Raw genomic sequence first — 19,937 nt, 5'->3', positions numbered from 1 at the left:
GTCAATTCATTTGGAGGATTGCTCCTCTTAATTCCCTTATTACAAATTCTCGATTAAATTTGTAATATCTTCTTTAGAGAACTTGTATCGTTCATTACAGAAATGACAGTGAACTTCTGTCTCTTCCTCTTCTTCACGAACTTGCTCTAACTCTGTTTTACCTAAACTAATTAATACACTCTCAATACGCTCGCGTGAGCATGTGCAATTAAATTGAACATCCATTGTTTCTAATACTTTTACTTTATCTTCTCCAAGAACTGCATATAGTAGCTCTTCCGGAGAAAGTCCTTGTTCAATCAACGTTGATACAGGTGGAATCTTTTGTAAACGGTCTTCAATAAATGAAATCGTTTCATCTTGCGCACCCGGCATAATTTGAAGGATGAATCCACCTGCCGCTAATATGCTATCATCTCCATTTACAAGAACACCAACACCTACAGAAGAAGGCGTTTGTTCAGAAACTGCAAAATAATACGTAAAGTCTTCTCCTAATTCTCCTGAAACGATTGGAGATTGACCAATAAACGGCTCACGCATTCCAATATCTTTAATTACAGTTACAAACCCCTCTGTACCTACCGCTTGATATACACGTAACTTCCCTTGTTCTGTTCCTTCAAAATCAACATGCGGATTCGTTACATAACCACGTACATCTCCATTTGCATGAGCATCTACTAAGATAGGACCAATCGGACCGTTACCTTCTACCTTAATCGTTAACTTTTGCTCACCTTTTAACATTGCGCCCATCATTGTACCCGCAGTTAAAGAACGCCCTAGTGCCGCTGAAGCCGTTCTCCATGTATCATGACGTCTTTGCGCCTCACTTACTGTATTTGTTGTACGTACACTATACGCACGCACTTCTCCATCAAACGCTAACGCTTTTACTAAATAATCTTTCATACGTATTTATTCACCTTTCTCATGCTGTAAATTTGCATTACGTTCATATAACATGTATAAACCTTTTAACGTTAAAAATGGATCTACAATATCAATTACATTCGATTCTTCGGAAATTAATTTTGCTAATCCACCTGTTGCAATAACTTTAGGTTCTTGTCTAGCTTCTTCTTTCATACGCTTAACAATACCTTCCACTTGTCCAACATAACCATAAAGAATACCCGATTGCATCGCACTTACTGTATTTTTCCCAACTACACTGCTTGGTTTTGTAATTTCGATACGAGGAAGTTTTGCTGCTCTGCTATATAAAGCCTCTGCTGAAATCATAATTCCTGGCGTAATAACTCCACCCATATAATGCTTTTCTTCGTTAATATAACAATATGTAGTAGCCGTACCAAAATCAACAATAATAAGCGGACTTCCATATAAGTGGATTCCTGCTACTGCATTTACAATTCGGTCTGCGCCTACTTCACGCGGATTTTCATATTTAATATTTAGCCCTGTTTTTATCCCAGGCCCTACTACAAGCGGTTTAATTTTAAAATATTTTTCACACATGCGCTCTAAAGCAAACATAATTGGTGGTACGACTGAAGACACAATAATACCTTTCACATCTTCAAACGAAAGACCTTCATGCTCAAGCAATTGCTTTACAAGCATTCCATATTCATCTTCTGTCTTATGACGATCTGTTTCCATGCGCCAATGCTGACGAAGTTCCCCCTCTTCAAACACACCTAGTACAGCATTTGTGTTCCCTACATCCAATACAAAAATCATATTCTCACCACTTATCTTATTTAATCTATATTTGTGCAGTATGTATAAAACTTATAAAAACATCATATCACACATACTTATATAATCAGCTTTCCTATCCTCATCATTTTACAAAAAGATTGCTCTCTATTTCAATTTTTAATACTAGTTTTACTTAAATTACTTTATCCACTAAGTTCTCAATAGTAATTAACAAAGGTTTTAACAAACAAAAAAGGAGTGACGATAGTCACTCCTTCGTTTCTTACTTATCTTCTTTATCTTCATCGTCTTTCTTCATGTTGATGTTTACTTTCACATCATCTGAAGATGTTGGACGTTCTGGCAATCTGCCGTAATCACATAAATGATTGATTTGCTCAGCATCTAACGTTTCTACTTCAAGTAACGTTTTTGCAATAAGATCTAGCTTATCACGATTTTCAGTCAGAATGTCTTTTGCACGAGCATAACATTCTTTCATAATCGTTTGCATTTCTACATCGATATCGTGTGCAATTGCATCACTGTAGTTTTGCTCTGAATGGAAGTCTCTTCCTAAGAACACTTGACCACCTTGCGAACTACCAAATTGCATTGGTCCAAGCTTATCACTCATACCGAATTCTGTAACCATACGTCTTGCAATGCCCGTCGCACGTTGGAAGTCGTTGTGAGCACCTGTACTCACTTCACCAAATACAATCTCCTCAGCTACTCGACCACCAAGTAAACCAGTGATTTTATCAAGTAACTCTGGCTTTGTCATGAAGTAACGATCTTCTTTCGGAAGCATTACTGCATATCCACCAGCTTGACCACGAGGGACAATTGTTACTTTATGAACGACATCAGCTTCATCAAGAACAACACCAATTACAGTATGACCCGCTTCATGGAAAGCAACGATATTACGTTCTTTTTCAGAGATAACACGACTTTTCTTAGCCGGACCTGCAATAACGCGATCCGTTGCTTCATCAATGTCACTCATATCAATTTTCTTCTTATCTTGACGCGCAGCTACTAAAGCAGCTTCGTTTAATAAGTTTTCAAGATCAGCACCAGAGAATCCTGGTGTACGAGTTGCAATTGCTCTTAAGTTGATATTCTCATCAAGCGGTTTATTACGAGCATGCACCTTCAGTACAGCTTCACGGCCATTTACATCTGGACGATCTACTGTAATTTGACGGTCAAAACGACCTGGACGTAATAATGCTGGATCAAGAATATCAGGACGGTTTGTCGCAGCGATGATAATAATACCTTCGTTTGCACCGAATCCATCCATTTCAACAAGTAATTGGTTCAACGTTTGCTCACGCTCATCATGGCCACCACCAAGACCTGCGCCACGTTGACGCCCTACTGCATCAATTTCATCAATGAAAATGATACAAGGAGCATTTTTCTTTGCATTTTCAAATAAATCACGTACACGTGATGCACCGACACCCACAAACATCTCTACGAAGTCAGAACCACTGATAGAGAAGAATGGAACGCCAGCCTCACCTGCAACAGCACGTGCTAATAAAGTTTTACCTGTACCTGGAGGTCCAACTAATAGGACACCCTTTGGAATACGAGCACCAACTTCAGAGAACTTACGAGGGTCTTTCAAGAATTCAACTACCTCAACAAGTTCTTGTTTCTCTTCATCCGCACCAGCAACATCTCTGAAACGAACTTTTTTCTTTTCATCATTATATAACTTCGCCTTACTTTTCCCGAAGTTCATAACACGGCTACCGCCGCCTTGAGCTTGGTTTAATAAGAAGAAGAATAAAATGAAGATGATGACAAATGGAATGATTGAAGTAAAGAATGTTACCCAGGCACTTGTTTCTTCTGCTGGTTGATACTTAACTTCGGCACCTTTCGCTTTATCATTAATTTTCTTTTGTAATTCCTCAGTATTTGGTGCATAAGTAACAAATTGTTCTCCTTGGCTAGAGTTATTAAATTGTCCTTTTACCTCAAATACACCATTTTTCGGTTGAAGTTGCACATTACGCACTTCACCGCTTTCTAGTTTAGTAATGAATTTGTCGTAGCTAACTGATGTCGTTTTTTGTGTCGAACCATTAAAATAGCTCACGATTCCAATTACTACTAAGAATATCAGTAAATAAAAGATGGTATTACGGAAGATACGATTCATTCCTAACCTCCTCTCACGGCATAAACACTATAGTAAATCGTAACATAGAAAAACTTTCCTATACAATTGTGAAGCCTATATTTAATTAATTTGAGTAAACGCTTGGTTTTAATACGCCTACATAAGGAAGATTACGGTACTGCTCTTTATAATCTAATCCATATCCTACTACAAATTCATGTGGAACAGTAAATCCAACATAATCCGCTTTCAGATCAACCTTACGGCCTGTTGGCTTATCTAATAATGTAACAATTTTTACAGACTTCGCTTTACGATATTTGAATAAGTCTACTAAGTAGCTTAGTGTAAGACCACTATCAATAATATCTTCGACGATTAAAATATCGCGACCTTCTACAGAAGTATCAAGATCTTTTAAAATTTTCACTTCGCCTGTTGAAACTGTAGAGTGACCGTAACTAGATACAGCCATAAAATCCATTTCAAGATATGTATCTGTTCTCTTTAATAAATCTGCCATGAATGGCATTGCGCCTTTTAATACACCAATTGCAAGAGGTACCGTGTTTTTATAATCCTCTGCAACAATTGCACCTAGTTCGCGCACCTTTTCTTGTATTTGCTCTTCAGAAATTAATACTTTTTCGATATCTTGATTCATCATTTCATTATCCTCCCGGAAGACTCCTTGCTTTTGTAGTGAATAATCATATATTTATCCTTCTTTGCCATCTCTTTCGAAATTGCAAATGCAGATCGCTTCAACAAGGGTACCCAAATAACGGTCCCACTTGCATCACAAACGACCGGCCATTCTTCTCTTTTTTCTTTCGGTACTTTTGCTTCGATAAAAATAGCTTTTATCTTTTTCGTGCCATTCATACCTTGTATTGACATGCGATCTCCATTTTCCCTAGAACGAATACGAAGTGGATATGATATATCATTATACTTAGCAACAAATACTGTTTCATTCATGTTACTTGGTATATCTTCGCTCACCTCTGTTACAAATTCATCCCCGTTCAATAGCGTAATGGTCCCGGGTACTGATAAATCTTGTAAAAAAGGAGAAACAATTTCTTGTTTAAATCTAAAGCTACACTCCTCGTATGTACGAACAATTTTCAAATCACCTGGAAAATCAAGTGAACCTGAAGGTTGTGTCCGCTTAAAAAACTCAATCACCTTGTCAATATGTATGGAAGAAAGAGAAGATGGAATCTTATATTCATAAAGATAGTTTAATATTAGTTGAATCCCTCTTCTTTGTAAAGGCATAGACATGGATTCAAAGGCAGGAATTGATAAGCTAATTTGTTTATCACTTTTTTTTGTAATTACTTTATTCATTTTCTCAAAAGCTAATTCCTGCAAATAAGCCTCATCCTCTTGCATCTGCACGCTAAATTTTTGGAATTTCTCATGCACTTGTGGATTTTCTTCTTTCAAATGAGGAAGGACATATTTACGTAATCGATTCCTTGTATATACTTCCTTTTTATTACTCGGATCTATACGTGGCATTAAATTTAGCTTATTACAGTAATCAACAATTTCTTCCTTCGTTACCCCAAGTAACGGCCTAATTAAATACCCATTATGAAAAGGACGCTTCACTGCAATTCCTGCATATCCTTTCGGAGTACTCCCTCTTACAAGACGCATTAAAATTGTCTCGACTTGATCATCTCCATGATGTCCAAGAGCAACATATCTTGCATCATATTTCTTCATTATTCTTTCCAAAAATGCATATCTGCATTCTCTAGCAGCAACCTGTGCATTCATTCCGTATTGCTGTTGATATTGTGATACATTAATCCTTATCGTTTCACAAATAATTCCCAGTTCTTCACAAAGGCCCTGCACAAACCGTAAATCCTCATGAGATTCATCATCTCTAAACATATGATCCACATGAGCTACTACAATTTCCAACTGTTTTTCCGCTCTTTTTTCTAATAAATAATATAAAAGCGCTAACGAGTCAGGACCACCAGAAACTCCCACAACAATTGTTGAATCATTTTTTAATACATCATGCCGCTTTACAAAGTCATCTACTTTTTCAACAAATGTATCTTTCAACTTCGTAATCACCTTTCATTAAACAAGAACAGCAACGTTAGTTGCCTTGTCTACAATGGTACAACTTTTACAAACATTGTGCAAAAAAAAGATATACAAAAATTACATTTTTATCTTACATCCTCCGTGTATATTCACAAAATTAATAACATTACCTTTTTCCACAAAAAAACCTAGGTATTCACCTAGGTTTTTAAAATCAAATTATAGATAAACATTCCACTTACATTTTACTGCGCCTGCATTCCTACAATCGGAATCGTAGCCCACTTCGGCATATTTTTCTTCACTTTTGCCACTACAATAGTCATATCATCATTTATATAACCATCACAAGAGCGAATCACTTCTTCCATAATGATATCAGCAATTTCTTGCGGGTCTTCGGTTTGCAATTCTTTAATTTTTCGTTTCATCCACAATTCATGATTCTCCACATGCTGTGCTCCCTCAAAAATCCCATCGCTCATCATAATAAGAATATCGCCCGTTTTTAATTGTTCACCCACCACATCAACTTCAACATCTTCAATGATTCCCATCGGCAAATTACTTGCTTCAATTTTCAAAATATTATTTGCGCGTTTAACAAAACTCGGCGTCGATCCAATCTTTAAAAACCTTGCACTCGCATCCCGCAAATCTACCATAGCTAAATCTAACGTCGTAAACATCTCTTCTGTCGTTCTCAAAGAAAGAATTGAATTGATAGACTTAATTGCTATTTCTTCATCAATGCCCGATTGGAGTATTTTTTGTAATAATTTCACCGTTTCCTTACTTTCCATATGAGCCCTTTGCCCATTCCCCATACCATCACTAATTGCAAGTGCATATTTACCAACACTTAAATCCATCATCGCATAAGAGTCACCCGAAACAAATCCACCGCCTTTTGCAGCTGTAGCCAATCCTGTATCAAGAGAATACGTCTTCGCCGAACCAAATGATATTAAACTATGGCCATTTGGATAAGAAGACTTTTCTTCATGTTTAACGACAATATTTTCTTTAAGGATATCCGAAAGCATCGGTGCAACTAACTTTTCACATTCACCATGTTCATTAGATGCAACTGGAATTAACATTTCAATATCAATACTTCCTCTATCTAAACAATAAATATCAACATGCTCTACTTCGACACCAAAATCACGGAATGCTTGCATAATCTGTTCTTCCTGCACTTGATGATTTTCACGCTCTCGTTGTATCTCCTTAGCAAAATCCTCCATAACCTTTGATACACCTAATAGTTGCTCCGCTACTATTCTACGATTTTCCTTCATTTGTTTTCGTAATTTTTGTCCCTCATAGAAGTGATCTAATTCACCCGCTACTAAATCCGTCACTTTTTTCCCTCTCACACAATGCTTGTCCCACTCACGAACTAATTTACGATTATGTTGTAGGGTTCCTTCTTCCGTTTCATTCATTATTTGTTTCATATAATCGTACGTTTTATCAAAATTCACTACCCAGCATTGATCCTTTTTAAAGCATGTTTGACATGTTTTCGCAGTAATTGTACTCAAAAACAAATCTGCTTCTGTCTCTTTATCTTCTTCCTCTACATACCCATATACAGAAAAGCTATTAGATAAAGCAGCAAATACATTTGCAAATTGGTTGATTTTATTTGCTGTAACATCACGCATCCTTCTTAAATATTGTTGTTGGTCTTGCGAATGCTCTTGTGTACCTGGCATAAATTTAGCAATACGATCCAAAACAAGCTTCGGTGTTAATAAGAAGATAACAATCGCTACACCTGACTCAATTAAAGTTGTTACAATATTTGTCTGTTTGTCCACATATAATGTAATTAAGCTTGTCCCAATTAATAAACCTAAACTAACACCTAAACGCTTCCCTTCTTTTAACAATCCACCAAGCAATCCAGAGAAAGCAAGAAGGCTAAGCTGAGACAAGCTAGACACATTTGCTAAACTTAATATTAGTCCTGTTACAACCCCTACTGTGGATCCTGTGGCAGCACCTGCAATAAATGCAAATACTAGCACTAAATACCTTGTAAAAATATGTTGAATAGAAGCATCATATACAAACCAATCTGTTGTACCCGTTAAAACAGATGCTAGTAATATAATCAAACAAACAATTTCTTCCGTCTCTAATGCCTGTTGTTTTCCTTTCCTTTCCACTAAAAGCGGGACGCTTTGTAAAAATATCATAGTTAATACGAAACTAAGCCCAGCCTCAATGGTACTAACGAGTAAATCGTACATGGTGACAGTTTGTTGCGCAAAATATACAACAACTAAGTGTGCGGTTAATGCGGAGATAAATACTTGAAATGGAACAAGTCCAACAGTTTTACGTGTAAATCGACTAAAGAAGATATTATAAATGAAGAAGGTAAAGATAGATGCAAAGGTAAAAAACAAATTATCTATCGATACCGAAAGAGCTCCTCCCATTAGAGCTAAAAATGCTAGCGGCATCTTATCCCGCTTCATAACATAAACAGCAGCAAAAAACGGCAGTGCAAACGGTAAAATATTTGTTAATATATATGCTCGTCCCAAAAGAAAACCAATAACAACAATAATAAATCCCCATCTAAAGAAAACTTGCTCAAATTTCATTCGCAACTTACTCGTCCACTTTATTCCTCCAAGCTGACTCTCATTCATTGCCAATGCACTTGTATTCATAGTATTCCTTCCTGCTTTAGGCATATTTTTAACACCACCTGCATAGTTTAATTACTGTCATTATAAAAGATGATTGTTGGTTTTTTTGTCAAAACAACAGTTTTCACTTTTATAATCGTTCGACTTTTTATTCGAAATAACTCTACAGATATACACGGTATGTAAGGTATTTTTGAGATTTTAATTAAATATTCAGAAAATATAGGGTGATTTTGTAGAAGTGTTGTATATCTTAATTTATTTAACAAAAAAAGATCATGCAAATTTGCATGATCTTTTTAGATGACCCGTACGGGATTCGAACCCGTGTTACCGCCGTGAAAGGGCGGTGTCTTAACCACTTGACCAACGGGCCGTTAAATTAAATATAGCGGCGGAGGGGATCGAACCCCCGACCTCACGGGTATGAACCGTACGCTCTAGCCAGCTGAGCTACACCGCCATGTCGTCTTATTTAACGGACAATTAGTATCTTACATCAGATACTAATTAAAGTCAACACATCTCAAAAACTTTTTTAAAAATATTTTTAACATATAAAAAAGCACCCTGAGCCATCACTCTGGGTACCTCTCTATATGTTAAAAACTAAACGTCCTTATTATCCGCGACGCGCGCCACGGCCACCACGTTTAGACTCTGTGTTACGCTTTAAAGAAGTTAAACGATCTTCGCTATCTTTTAAGAAGCGTGCCATCTTTTGCTCAAATGTTTCTTTCGGAGCTCGGTCGTTACCGCCACCGCGATTATCTCTGTTGAAAGAGCGATTATTACGTTGTGGACGTCCAGAACGTTGTTGATCACCACCGCGTTGGTATTCACCGCGTGGACGATCTCCTTCTGTTTTTTCACGTTCTTTCGCTTTTTTGATAGATAAACCAATCTTTCCATCTTTTTCAACATTAATAACTTTTACTTCTACTTGGTCGCCCACTTTTAAGTGATCGTTAATATCTTTTACATAGTTATCAGCAACTTCACTAATATGAACAAGACCCGTTAAGCCCTCTGGCAGCTCCACAAAAGCCCCAAAATTTGTAATACCTGTTACTTTACCCTGTAACTTGCTGCCTACCTCGATTGACATAAAAAAAATGCTCCTCCTTAGTGGTTAAAAAGTCAAATTTTACTTTATTATATATAATCCTAAAATATAGTGTCAATAAGACATACTCTACTTAGAAACAGGAAAAATTATCTCCCCTTTACCAGAGAAGAAATAATCCCTTCTAGCAATCTTTAATACGTACTCTTCATCATTTAACTTTTGAACTTCGTCTTTTAGACTTTTTTCTTTATTCGTTAATGAATCCAGTTCTTTTTTCATGTCCTTAACTTTTGCTTCTTTTGCTTTAATGGAACTGTTTTGTTGATAAAACGTTACACTAATACTCGCAATAATTGTAAAAGTAAAGACAAGAAAAACCGCTAAACGGCGATAAAGTCGCTTCCTGTTCTCATCCGTTTGTATTATATGCTCTTTAACAGGATTTGGACTCTGTTTTTCGATTGTTCTTTGTCTCAGTTCCCTCATTTCCGAGGTCCCCCTAACTTCTTTTTTATATGCTCCCATAGTTGGAAGATATGTCCCTTCAATTTTGCTATATATTGCAGGAACCCTATATGTTTCACTATAAAAAGTTTAACACGATTAGGGAGAAGTTTCCATATGAGCGAAGCAATAAATCGAACAGGCCAGAAAAAAACTTTCCATATGAAAAGTAATATCCAAATCACCATTTTCCATAACACATGTCCAATTGAAAGCAGTATACGAAATAAGAATAATATAAATGCAATAAATAGCTGCGCTATAATAATAACAGGTTTTATCATGAGTAGCTGTATAATTCGAACAAAAAAATATGTTGTTTGCATAAAAATATAGATGAGAAAATTTAACAGCTTCATGTATAGTGCCTTCAGTAAGCTTTGATATGCCGCAAAACCACATAATAATGCCAAAAACACATATATACGTAGCTCAGCTTCATTTACGAGAAGCAATACATAAAAGACGGATAATGCTTGGACAATCCAAAATAATATATCATGTATAAATACAAGCCAACGTTTACGTTCTTGGCGCTTTAAAAAACGTTGATATGTATCTAAAGACGCTCCAATCCAAGCACCCATTCCAATCATTGAAAGCATTGTATACAACTGAATTGTTAAGCTCATTTAAACAACTTACTAAAGAAACCTTTAGTTTTTTCCCCTTGATTTTCATCAATATACAGCATCTCATTAACTTTCCCTTTAATCGACACAATACCTTTTTCCACATCTAAATTTTTCATTTGTAAATTTTGACCACGAATTGTTAAAAAACCCATTACGGTCTCTAGTAAAAACTCTTCGCTATCAAAACTCTCTACCTGCTTCACACCGGTAATATCAATTATACGCCTGCCACGCATAATAATGTCATGCTCTACAGAAACATTTTGTTGATTAGAAGACGTAGGTGAGTAACCATTATTCACGTAAATCCCCCCATAGGTTTTTACTAGCTAATAGTAATGTATGAGGGGATAAATGATTTTAGAACAAGCCTTCTTCCGCTTTTACTTTTTCTTCACGAACTAAGCTATACATATTTGCTGCATCTTCTTTTTTAGTTGTTTCTTTTAATTCATTTATTTTCACAGTCACTATTTTTTGACCAAAACGAATTGTTAATTCGTCAGCTACTTTCACATCAGAACTTGCTTTTGCCACTTGACCATTAATAGATATTCTTCCTTGATCAGCTACTTCTTTCGCTAATGTTCTTCTTTTAATTAAACGTGATACTTTTAAAAACTTATCTAGACGCATATCAAATCCCCCTATTAACGCTCTGTCTGTTTCGCTTCTTCCCATAAAACATCTAACTGTTCTAATGATAAATCTTTCATCTCTTTATTCATTTCAGCTACTTTTGCCTCCATGTATAAAAAACGACCAGTAAATTTCTCATTAGTTGAACGTAACGCCTCTTCTGGATCTATTTTGTAATGACGAGCTATATTAACAAATGCAAATAGTAAATCACCAAACTCACCCAGCATCTTTTTCTCATCCATATTTGTAACCTCTTGTTGGAACTCTTGCCATTCTTCCAAAGCTTTCTCTATCATCGGTTGCACATCAACCCAATCAAATCCAACCTTACCAGCTTTCTTCTGAATTTCATAGGCGCGTAGTAACTGCGGCAAACTTTTGGGAACGCCATTTAAAACAGATTCTTTCACGAATCCTTTTTCTTGTTTTTTAATTTCTTCCCAATTTGCAATCACTTCATCAGCGCTGTTTACATCCGTATTTCCAAACACATGCGGATGGCGACGAACCATTTTCTCAGATAGAGTTCGAATGATATCATCTATAGAGAACCAACCTTCATCTTCTCCGATTTGAGCATGAAGCATAACTTGTAATAATATATCACCTAATTCTTCTACTAAGTGATCATCATCCTCTTCATCGATTGCTTCCAACACTTCATAAGCTTCCTCAATTAAATATTTCTTTAATGATTGATGTGTTTGCTTTTTATCCCACGGACAACCATTTGGACCACGAAGTTCCGCAATAATTTCTCTAAGAACATCAAACTGTTGATACAAGGACGCACGCTCCTGAACTGGCGGCACGTACACACTCGTTAAATTATTCAATTCCGTTTCATGATCTAACATGTACAACGGTACCTTCTTTACTTGTTCAAATGAAGTTCCTGCAGCTGTTACGATATACACTTCATAATCATCTGGTAACATCTCCATTAATGTTAATTTCACATCAGATGCAACGAATGCATCATATACTTGGCAAAAGATTAAATGTTGACGCAGTTCTAATTGCCCTCTTTCAAATGATGTAGCATCAAGTAATTGGAATCCTTCAATCGGATCAATCTTTAGACTTGCAAACATAGGATCAAGGAAACTTTGTCCACCCTCAATTCGCACTTCAACATTTGAAACTTCTCCTTTTTCCAACAGTAGCTGAACTGTTCTTTCTGCTACAAGTGGATGCCCGGGAACAGCATAGATAATTTCTGTACCTTCAGCTTGTTCTAGCAATTTATTCGCAATTGTTTCATATACAATTTCAAACGTATCATGTGCTTCATATACAGCATCAAAAGACGTATATTGTACGCCTTCTTTCTCCAATTCTTCTATAACTGGATGTTCTTTCGTTCTAACAAACAGATGGTCTGCTTCTTTTATTTTTCGATATACACCCATCGTTAGCTGATCTAATTCACCAGCTCCTAAACCTAAAATAGTAATGATTCCACTCACAACCAGTCACCTCTATCCACTCTTCTTCAATGAACCTTCTTTTTTCTCTTGTTTCATAACGGTTCCTAATTCTTTTTTTGTAAATACACGTAATTTCAAAATAAAAAACATATATGTCAATCCGCCAATGGCTACACCTAACAACGCTTCAAGTGTCGCGCTTCCTCTATGTTCCGTATCAATTACTAATCCAGACATCTGTAACACACGTGTGAATATCATTAATACAAATCCCATACAGATACCACTAATTACTATCCCTAACATATTTCGCTTATTGATAAGTGACCCTGATACAGCTCTCGTAAGCAACAAAGTATTTAGTCCAGAGATTATAATTAACGCACATAAAGTCGCAAAGGCTGCACCTTTCACACCAAAATAAGGCATGAATATATAATTTAACGCTAACTTTAAGCAACCTCCAAATACAACAAATAATGCTGGCTTAAACGTTTGCCCCAATCCTTGTAAAATAGAAGCTGTCGTAATTGACAATGAACTAAATAAAATAGATAACGATAAAATAGATAAAACATCTGATCCATCACTGTTTTCAAACAACATAATATTCGTAGGTTGAATAATACAAGTTAGTCCAATAGCTGCTGCAAGTCCAATAACACATGTTATTTTCACTGCTAACTTTACCTTTTCTTGAATAAAGGAAAGATCTCCTCTTTCCTTCGCCGCTGTAATAATCGGAATAAGTGACAACGAGAAAGAAGTCGTCACAACAGTACCTAATTGCATTAGCGGAATACTTCTATCATAAACACCCTTTAATACCTTTGCATTTTCAGCCTGTTCTCCCGCACCAATAAGTAAGCTGTAAAAGGACACTGAATCAGCCATCTGTATAAAAATAAGCACTAAATTACTAACACAAATCGCTAACCCCTGCCAAAAAAGGATTTTAACTATCTTCCTTTTACCCTTAATTCTCGCTGCACTTTTGAAGAATATAGAACGAAAATCTTGACGCATATACAATATAAGTACAATAATCCCAATAAGACCACCCGCAATTGAGCCTAACATAGCCCCTGCACCAACTGTATATAAATCAAATCCGTGAGCAATTAGGAATAGCGATAAAAATACAATAATAGAAACTCGAATTGTTTGTTCTATTACTTGCGAAACAGCCGTTGGCATCATATTATTAAATCCTTGAAAATACCCTCTTGCTACAGACAAAAATGGCATCAATAAGAATGAAAATGAAATAACACGTAGTAACTTATCTAAGTGTATATCGCCCATAGCTACCGCAATTGTTTCGGCCCCAAAAAACAATGTAAAGAAGCCTATAAAACCAATTCCTAATAAGAACCAAAAAGATACACAAATAATTTCTTCTGCTTCTTTTTGTTTTCCCCGCTCTAATCGTTCTGCAACCATTTTCGAAATGATAACAGGAAATCCATAAGTAGCTAAAATTAAACAAAATCCATAAAACGGGTAAATTTGTTGGTAAATATAAAACCCAATATCCCCCGCTATATTTTGATATGGAATACGGTAAAAAGCGCTTAATACTTTTGTAACGAAACTTGCAATCGTTAATATAATAGCCCCACGCCAAAAGGCTTGATACTTCTTCGCTTCCATACAAGAAAACTCCTTTTTCTATTCTCACCTCTCGTATTATATCATAAAGAAAAGAACAAACTCCCTTCCCAACACGGGTAATAATGAGTTCCTACACGTTAAAAATATTCAACGAAAAAAGGTAGCAAAGTGCTACCTTCATTCAATATACATATATCTCCAAATAATTGATTTCTCAAAAAGAAAGATCATAATTAGGAAAGATTGCTACTTCTAAAATCAATATACCCTTACTGTTCCATTTGTTTCGCTAAGAAACTGGCAGCAGTATTAACCGCTTTATGCTCGATCTCGCTTATAATAGCTTCTTTTGAAAAAATAATGACGGCTCCAATCGGATCTCCGTTTGCAACAATTGGTCCAACTGTATAAGAATGAACCTTTTCTGTTACACCATCAATAATGGAAATATCACTTTCATCCGTCATAATAACAGACTTTCGTTCTTCCATCGTTTTTTCAATTAAATCGCCAACACTTTTATTTAAGTATTCTTTTTTCGATACGCCTGATACTGCGATGATAGAATCTCGATCACACACAAGCACATTATGTCCTAAGCTGTCATATAAAGCATCAGCATATTCTTTTGCAAAATCACCTAGCTCACTAATTGGAGAATACTTCTTTAAAATTACCTCTCCATCGCGATCAACAAATATTTCTAGTGGGTCTCCTTCTCGAATACGTAAAGTTCTACGAATTTCCTTCGGGATTACGACCCTGCCTAAATCATCAATTCGACGTACGATTCCAGTTGCTTTCATTCTAATGCTGCCTCACTTTCTACTGATGATCAAAGTGGTGAATTTACCTGTTCATGTAAAAATCACCAACTGTTAGATATAGTATTTTACACATTAGTTCTTCTATGCACGTCGAATTGTATTTTTTTATCTTATTTTAGGCATTTATTACTTCTTTTTTTACATCTGGTAAGCCTTTTAATAAATTTTCAGCAATCGTTAACCACTTCGATGTCTCTAAGCCATTTGTTTTCATAACAATTTTCAATTGTGATCCTTCCATTCCTAAACCAATCATACGTCCAAAACTATTTCCGAGCATGAATAATTTTCCACCATCAATATTTTGACTTGCTTGTTCAGAAAACAGGAATGTTACTTCAAATTTATTCTGCTTAATTAATTCAATTTGTTCTTTCATTGCCAACACTTTAATATTTGCAATTTGTAATAAATAACCAACTTCTTGTGGATAATCGCCAAATCTATCGATCATTTCTTCCTGCAATTCTTCAATATCCTCAATTGCAGAAACACCTCTAAATTGTTTATACATCATAATTTTTTGCTTACTATCTGAAATATAAGCATCTGGTAAGTATGCATCTACCTCTAAGTCAATTTCAACATTAACTATATTTTCAGCCCCATCTGTTCCTCTACGCTGTTCAATTGCATCTTTTAACATTTGAGAATATAGATCAAATCCGACAGAATCAATAAATCCATGCTGTTCTGCCCCTAACAAATTACCTGCTCCACGAATAGATAAATCTCTCATCGCAATTTTGAAACCAGATCCAAGTTCCGTGAACTCTTTAATTGCTTGTAGACGCTTCTCTGCAACCTCTGACAGCACTTTGTCACGTTTATATGCAAAGTATGCATATGCAACACGATTAGAACGTCCAACACGCCCACGAAGCTGATACAACTGTGATAATCCCATACGATCTGCATCAAATACAATTAACGTATTTACATTCGGAATATCTACACCCGTCTCAATAATTGTTGTACTTACAAGAACATCATGCTGTCCTTCTAAAAATGATAGCATAACAGACTCTAATTCGCTTTCGTTCATTTTCCCATGTGCGTACGTTACGCGGGCATCTGGAACTAACATCGAAATTTCATCTGCTTTTCTTTCAATATCCTCTACACGGTTATATAGGAAGTAAACTTGACCACCTCTTGCAAGCTCTCGCTCTATCGCCTCTCGCATTAACGCTGGATTATACTCGACTACATACGTTTGGACTGGGAAACGATTTTCTGGTGGTGTCTCAATAACAGATAAGTCGCGCACACCAAGCATAGACATATGAAGCGTCCGCGGAATCGGAGTTGCCGTTAATGTTAATACGTCAACATTCGCCTTCAATTGTTTAATTTTTTCTTTATGTGTCACACCAAATCTTTGTTCTTCATCAATAATAAGAAGCCCTAAATCTTTATAAGTAACATCTTTAGATAAAATACGATGTGTTCCGATTACAATATCTACTGTTCCATCCTTTAAGCCCTTAATTGTTTCATTTTGTTGTTTCCTCGTACGGAATCTACTTAATAAGCCTATATTGATTGGATAATCTTGAAAACGCTCTCGAATTGTTTCATAGTGTTGCTGCGCAAGAATCGTTGTCGGTACTAAAATTGCAACTTGTTTTTCATCCATAATCGCTTTAAATGCCGCACGAATAGCCACTTCAGTCTTCCCATACCCTACATCACCACAAAGGAGCCTATCCATCGGGCGTCCGCGTTCCATATCTTTTTTAATCTCGTCAATAGAACGTAACTGATCCTCTGTCTCTTGGTATGGGAAAGATGATTCGAACTCTTGTTGTTCTGCCGTATCTGGCGTATATGCATAGCCTTTTGAAGCTTCGCGCTCAGCATATAGTTTAATTAGGTCATCCGCAATGTCTTGTACAGATTTTTCAACTTTCGTTTTAACCTTTTTCCAATCATTCCCACCTAATTTGTAAACTTTCGGATCCTTACCTTCAGATCCTACATATTTTTGAACTTGATCAATTTGTTCAATTGGAACGTATAGCTTATCATTACCTTGATATTTAATATTTAAATAATCTTTATGAACACCATTAATCTCTAATGTCTCAATACCTAAAAATTTACCTATACCATGATTTACATGAACTACATAATCTCCAACTTTTAATTCCGAATAACTTTTAATACGTTCAGCATTCGATAGCTTTTGTTTACGTTGTGATTTTTTAACTTTCTTATGAAAAAGCTCCTTTTCAGTAATGACAACAAGCTTTTGCATCGGCATTTCAAATCCTGCATGTAAATCACCTACAGCAATTTGTAACCTTCCAGGCAATAAAATATCTGTACCTTCTACAATATCTGCCTCAATATCATAATCACTTAAAATATGTTGTAATTTTTTCACACGTTCATCATCTGTTCCGAGTACAACAGTCGTAAAATGCCCTTCATTCCATCTATCAATTTCTGTTTTTAACAAATTCATCTGTCCATGGAAATCTTGCATTGTTTTACATGTTACATTAACAATATTTTGCGGATGTGTGTGTGCGATATGACGCAAGAATAACGTTAAATATACAAAACTTCTTTTTTTATGATGAAGAAACCCCTCGAATGGGTGAGAGAAAGATAAATCTTGAATAATTGTTCCTTCACCAAGAAGTGATATATACCATTCCGCCTCTTCTGTTTCAAGATGTGATGCTGTTTCTTGAATACGGGAAATCTCATCTAAAATTACAACACCATCTTCTGGTAAATAATCTATCAGACTAGCAGGTTCTTTATAGAAAATAGATAAGTATTTAAACATCTGTTCTATACTTTGCCCGTTTTTCAACATCTCAATTTCATGACTTACCGTCTCAAGCACTTTAGTCTTTAGTTTATCATCAGAAAGTTTTTGCATCGTCTTAGTCAAGCCTTCTTCAAGATGCTGAATTCCTGATTTTAATTCTTCCTTTGAAAATAAAAACTCTGTTGCCGGACCAAACCTAACGTTTTCTTTTTTACCTTGAGAACGCTGTTCATCCACATCAAATAATCGAATAGAATCGACTTCTGTATCAAAGAATTCAATACGAAATGGTAGTTCTTCAGTTAAAGGATAAATATCTAATATTCCCCCACGCAAACTGAACTCCCCTGGAGCTTCTACCATCGACTTACGTTCATAGCCAATATGATGTAAAGTATGCAAGAGCGCATCTAAATCAATCTCTTGCCCTAGATTGATTTCAACTTGCTTTTGCTTCCACAATTCTTTTATTGGTAAAAATCTACGCAATCCTGCCACTGGCGCTACAATGATTCCATTCTCTCCCGCAGCCAAGCGATTTAACACTTCTATACGTTGCGCCTTCAATTCTGGACTTGCAACTCCAATTTCCGATGCTATCAGTTCATTCACTGGATATAACCACACATCTTTTTCACCAAGTAACGCCACTAAATCTTCATGTACTTTTTGTGCTTGGTATAAGTTATGTGTCACGATTAATTGTGATTTTTTTGTTTTTTTATATAAAGCCGCCATTAATAATGAACGAGAAGACGTTGCCATCCCTGATATAAGTTGTTCTTTTAACCCATCTTCTAACCCATTAATAACCGATTGTATCTCTTCATTTTTATAAAATTGCTCTAATAAACCTATCATTTTTAAAACTCCTCTCAACATAAAGAGCAAGTCATTCTATTTTATGCAAATATTTTGGAAAAGGAAAACAGAAAAATGCTTTGGACATGCCAAAGCGACAACATTTTATTGCAGAAATTTTTCATACTCATAATACTCAGGATAAGATGCGAGCGTTTCTTGACACGATTCACAAATCGTTTTTATATATATATTTCCATTCTCATGAAAATGAATCATTTCTACTACTTCTTGCTCCGTTAGTTGAAATAAAACGTCGCTATATACTTTTTCTGCGTTAATGGAGCCTACATTACCTCCGCAGTGTCTGCAATAATAATACCCTTCCATACTAGCCTCCTAAAAATTCAATTACTACTAGTATGGGTAAAACAAAAGAGAAATATTCCCAATCTCATTTTTAACTATTGAAAGTATTCATGATTTGAAGAAAAGGCTTATTTAGCCACTCTTCACATGCATCCGCTGCTTTTTCAATAGAATGGTTAACATCCGGAATCTCTTCAGATGTAAAGCGTCCTAATACATAATCGACTACCTTCATTCCATTTTTCGGGCGATCAATTCCCATACGGATACGTTGAAATTCTTGTGTTCCTAAGTGCGAAATCGTTGACTTTACACCATTATGTCCACCAGCACTACCTTTCATGCGAAGACGCAATTTACCTACAGGAATGTCTAAATCGTCGTACATAACAACGAAGTCCTCAACATCAATTTTATAATAATCCATAAGTGGACGAATACTTTCCCCAGATAAATTCATGTATGTTAGCGGCTTTAATAAGATTACCTTTTCTCCATTAACAAACCCTGCACCAAATACACCTTTAAATTTTTGTTCATTCAAAGAAATGTTCCAACGCTTCGCAAGTTCATCAATGGCCATAAATCCAATATTATGCCTTGTTAATTCATATTCTCTACCTGGGTTCCCAAGTCCTACTATCAATTTCATTCTTGTACCACTACTTTCTTTTTTCGATACGAAAAGACGTA

Annotated in this window: 17 protein-coding genes and 2 tRNA genes; all 19 read right to left on the bottom strand. The window is 35.9% G+C overall.

The window, feature by feature from the left end; translation table 11 throughout:
• Positions 1–39: 39 nt before the first annotated feature.
• Complete coding sequence (gene hslO, locus ABWK52_RS07740) at positions 40–915, bottom strand: redox-regulated molecular chaperone HslO (protein ID WP_000656372.1); 876 nt, start codon at positions 913–915, stop codon at positions 40–42.
• A 6-nt stretch (positions 916–921) separates the two neighbouring features.
• Positions 922–1,710 carry a type III pantothenate kinase gene (locus ABWK52_RS07735; protein ID WP_000578368.1) on the bottom strand — a complete coding sequence of 263 codons (789 nt, stop codon included), beginning with the start codon at positions 1,708–1,710 and terminating at the stop codon, positions 922–924.
• A gap of 244 nt (positions 1,711–1,954) precedes the next feature.
• Positions 1,955–3,856 carry an ATP-dependent zinc metalloprotease FtsH gene (ftsH, locus tag ABWK52_RS07730; protein WP_001079672.1) on the bottom strand — a complete coding sequence of 634 codons (1,902 nt, stop codon included), beginning with the start codon at positions 3,854–3,856 and terminating at the stop codon, positions 1,955–1,957.
• A gap of 85 nt (positions 3,857–3,941) precedes the next feature.
• Positions 3,942–4,484, bottom strand: coding sequence for a hypoxanthine phosphoribosyltransferase (hpt, locus tag ABWK52_RS07725; RefSeq protein ID WP_000981844.1), 543 nt, complete (start codon positions 4,482–4,484; stop codon positions 3,942–3,944).
• A complete protein-coding gene (gene tilS, locus ABWK52_RS07720) occupies positions 4,481–5,911 on the bottom strand; it encodes a tRNA lysidine(34) synthetase TilS (protein ID WP_098542418.1) in 1,431 nt (476 codons plus the stop codon). The genes hpt and tilS overlap by 4 nt, the downstream gene beginning before the upstream one ends.
• Before the next feature lie 230 nt (positions 5,912–6,141).
• Positions 6,142–8,613, bottom strand: coding sequence for a stage II sporulation protein E (gene spoIIE, locus ABWK52_RS07715; protein ID WP_001123552.1), 2,472 nt, complete (start codon positions 8,611–8,613; stop codon positions 6,142–6,144).
• Positions 8,614–8,872: 259 nt separating this feature from the next.
• Positions 8,873–8,944: transfer RNA gene (locus ABWK52_RS07710), tRNA-Glu, on the bottom strand.
• A 13-nt stretch (positions 8,945–8,957) separates the two neighbouring features.
• Positions 8,958–9,031 (bottom strand) — tRNA-Met (locus ABWK52_RS07705).
• A gap of 159 nt (positions 9,032–9,190) precedes the next feature.
• Complete coding sequence (locus ABWK52_RS07700; RefSeq protein ID WP_000021451.1) at positions 9,191–9,676, bottom strand: S1 domain-containing RNA-binding protein; 486 nt, start codon at positions 9,674–9,676, stop codon at positions 9,191–9,193.
• 87 nt (positions 9,677–9,763) lie between these two features.
• Positions 9,764–10,123: a cell division protein DivIC gene (gene divIC, locus ABWK52_RS07695; RefSeq protein ID WP_001208739.1), complete on the bottom strand. Its 360-nt coding sequence runs from the start codon at positions 10,121–10,123 to the stop codon at positions 9,764–9,766.
• Positions 10,120–10,773 carry a spore cortex biosynthesis protein YabQ gene (gene yabQ / locus ABWK52_RS07690; protein WP_000059777.1) on the bottom strand — a complete coding sequence of 218 codons (654 nt, stop codon included), beginning with the start codon at positions 10,771–10,773 and terminating at the stop codon, positions 10,120–10,122. The genes divIC and yabQ overlap by 4 nt, the downstream gene beginning before the upstream one ends.
• A complete protein-coding gene (gene yabP, locus ABWK52_RS07685; RefSeq protein WP_001059104.1) occupies positions 10,770–11,078 on the bottom strand; it encodes a sporulation protein YabP in 309 nt (102 codons plus the stop codon). The genes yabQ and yabP overlap by 4 nt, the downstream gene beginning before the upstream one ends.
• 58 nt (positions 11,079–11,136) lie before the next feature.
• The gene (locus tag ABWK52_RS07680) at positions 11,137–11,412 is read right to left on the bottom strand and encodes an RNA-binding S4 domain-containing protein (RefSeq protein ID WP_001234876.1); all 276 of its coding nucleotides are present in this window, start codon (positions 11,410–11,412) and stop codon (positions 11,137–11,139) included.
• Between the two features lie 14 nt (positions 11,413–11,426).
• Positions 11,427–12,887, bottom strand: a complete 1,461-nt coding sequence (gene mazG, locus ABWK52_RS07675) for a nucleoside triphosphate pyrophosphohydrolase (protein WP_000014241.1) — start codon at positions 12,885–12,887, stop codon at positions 11,427–11,429.
• A gap of 12 nt (positions 12,888–12,899) precedes the next feature.
• Positions 12,900–14,501 (bottom strand): putative polysaccharide biosynthesis protein, encoded by a 1,602-nt coding sequence (locus tag ABWK52_RS07670; RefSeq protein WP_000387588.1) that lies wholly within the window; start codon positions 14,499–14,501, stop codon positions 12,900–12,902.
• Positions 14,502–14,731: 230 nt separating this feature from the next.
• Entirely contained in the window at positions 14,732–15,268 is a 537-nt protein-coding gene (gene spoVT, locus ABWK52_RS07665; protein ID WP_000648302.1) for a stage V sporulation protein T, read from the bottom strand.
• Between the two features lie 136 nt (positions 15,269–15,404).
• Positions 15,405–18,935, bottom strand: coding sequence for a transcription-repair coupling factor (gene mfd / locus ABWK52_RS07660; protein ID WP_098542417.1), 3,531 nt, complete (start codon positions 18,933–18,935; stop codon positions 15,405–15,407).
• A gap of 105 nt (positions 18,936–19,040) precedes the next feature.
• On the bottom strand, positions 19,041–19,265 hold the full coding sequence (locus ABWK52_RS07655; protein WP_000399438.1) for an anti-sigma-F factor Fin family protein: 225 nt from the start codon (positions 19,263–19,265) through the stop codon (positions 19,041–19,043).
• 70 nt (positions 19,266–19,335) lie between these two features.
• Complete coding sequence (pth, locus tag ABWK52_RS07650) at positions 19,336–19,896, bottom strand: aminoacyl-tRNA hydrolase (RefSeq protein WP_000767702.1); 561 nt, start codon at positions 19,894–19,896, stop codon at positions 19,336–19,338.
• Positions 19,897–19,937 lie beyond the last annotated feature (41 nt).

It is taken from the genome of Bacillus sp. AP50, assembly GCF_040492675.1.
Lineage (GTDB): Bacteria > Bacillota > Bacilli > Bacillales > Bacillaceae_G > Bacillus_A > Bacillus_A cereus.
Note: the sequence above shows the minus strand (reverse complement) of the source record. Positions and strands in the feature narration are given on the sequence as shown.

Excerpts from the sequence above, each read along its gene's own strand:
- ABWK52_RS07655 (WP_000399438.1), bottom strand. The coding sequence starts at position 19,265 with ATGGAAGGGTATTATTATTGCAGACACTGCGGAGGTAATGTAGGCTCC.
- hslO (WP_000656372.1), bottom strand. The coding sequence starts at position 915 with ATGAAAGATTATTTAGTAAAAGCGTTAGCGTTTGATGGAGAAGTGCGT.
- ABWK52_RS07700 (WP_000021451.1), bottom strand. The coding sequence starts at position 9,676 with ATGTCAATCGAGGTAGGCAGCAAGTTACAGGGTAAAGTAACAGGTATT.
- ABWK52_RS07735 (WP_000578368.1), bottom strand. The coding sequence starts at position 1,710 with ATGATTTTTGTATTGGATGTAGGGAACACAAATGCTGTACTAGGTGTG.
- ftsH (WP_001079672.1), bottom strand. The coding sequence starts at position 3,856 with ATGAATCGTATCTTCCGTAATACCATCTTTTATTTACTGATATTCTTA.
- ABWK52_RS07670 (WP_000387588.1), bottom strand. The coding sequence starts at position 14,501 with ATGGAAGCGAAGAAGTATCAAGCCTTTTGGCGTGGGGCTATTATATTA.
- pth (WP_000767702.1), bottom strand. The coding sequence starts at position 19,896 with ATGAAATTGATAGTAGGACTTGGGAACCCAGGTAGAGAATATGAATTA.
- ABWK52_RS07680 (WP_001234876.1), bottom strand. The coding sequence starts at position 11,412 with ATGCGTCTAGATAAGTTTTTAAAAGTATCACGTTTAATTAAAAGAAGA.
- spoVT (WP_000648302.1), bottom strand. The coding sequence starts at position 15,268 with ATGAAAGCAACTGGAATCGTACGTCGAATTGATGATTTAGGCAGGGTC.
- spoIIE (WP_001123552.1), bottom strand. The coding sequence starts at position 8,613 with ATGCCTAAAGCAGGAAGGAATACTATGAATACAAGTGCATTGGCAATG.
- divIC (WP_001208739.1), bottom strand. The coding sequence starts at position 10,123 with ATGAGGGAACTGAGACAAAGAACAATCGAAAAACAGAGTCCAAATCCT.
- mfd (WP_098542417.1), bottom strand. The coding sequence starts at position 18,935 with ATGATAGGTTTATTAGAGCAATTTTATAAAAATGAAGAGATACAATCG.
- yabQ (WP_000059777.1), bottom strand. The coding sequence starts at position 10,773 with ATGAGCTTAACAATTCAGTTGTATACAATGCTTTCAATGATTGGAATG.
- hpt (WP_000981844.1), bottom strand. The coding sequence starts at position 4,484 with ATGATGAATCAAGATATCGAAAAAGTATTAATTTCTGAAGAGCAAATA.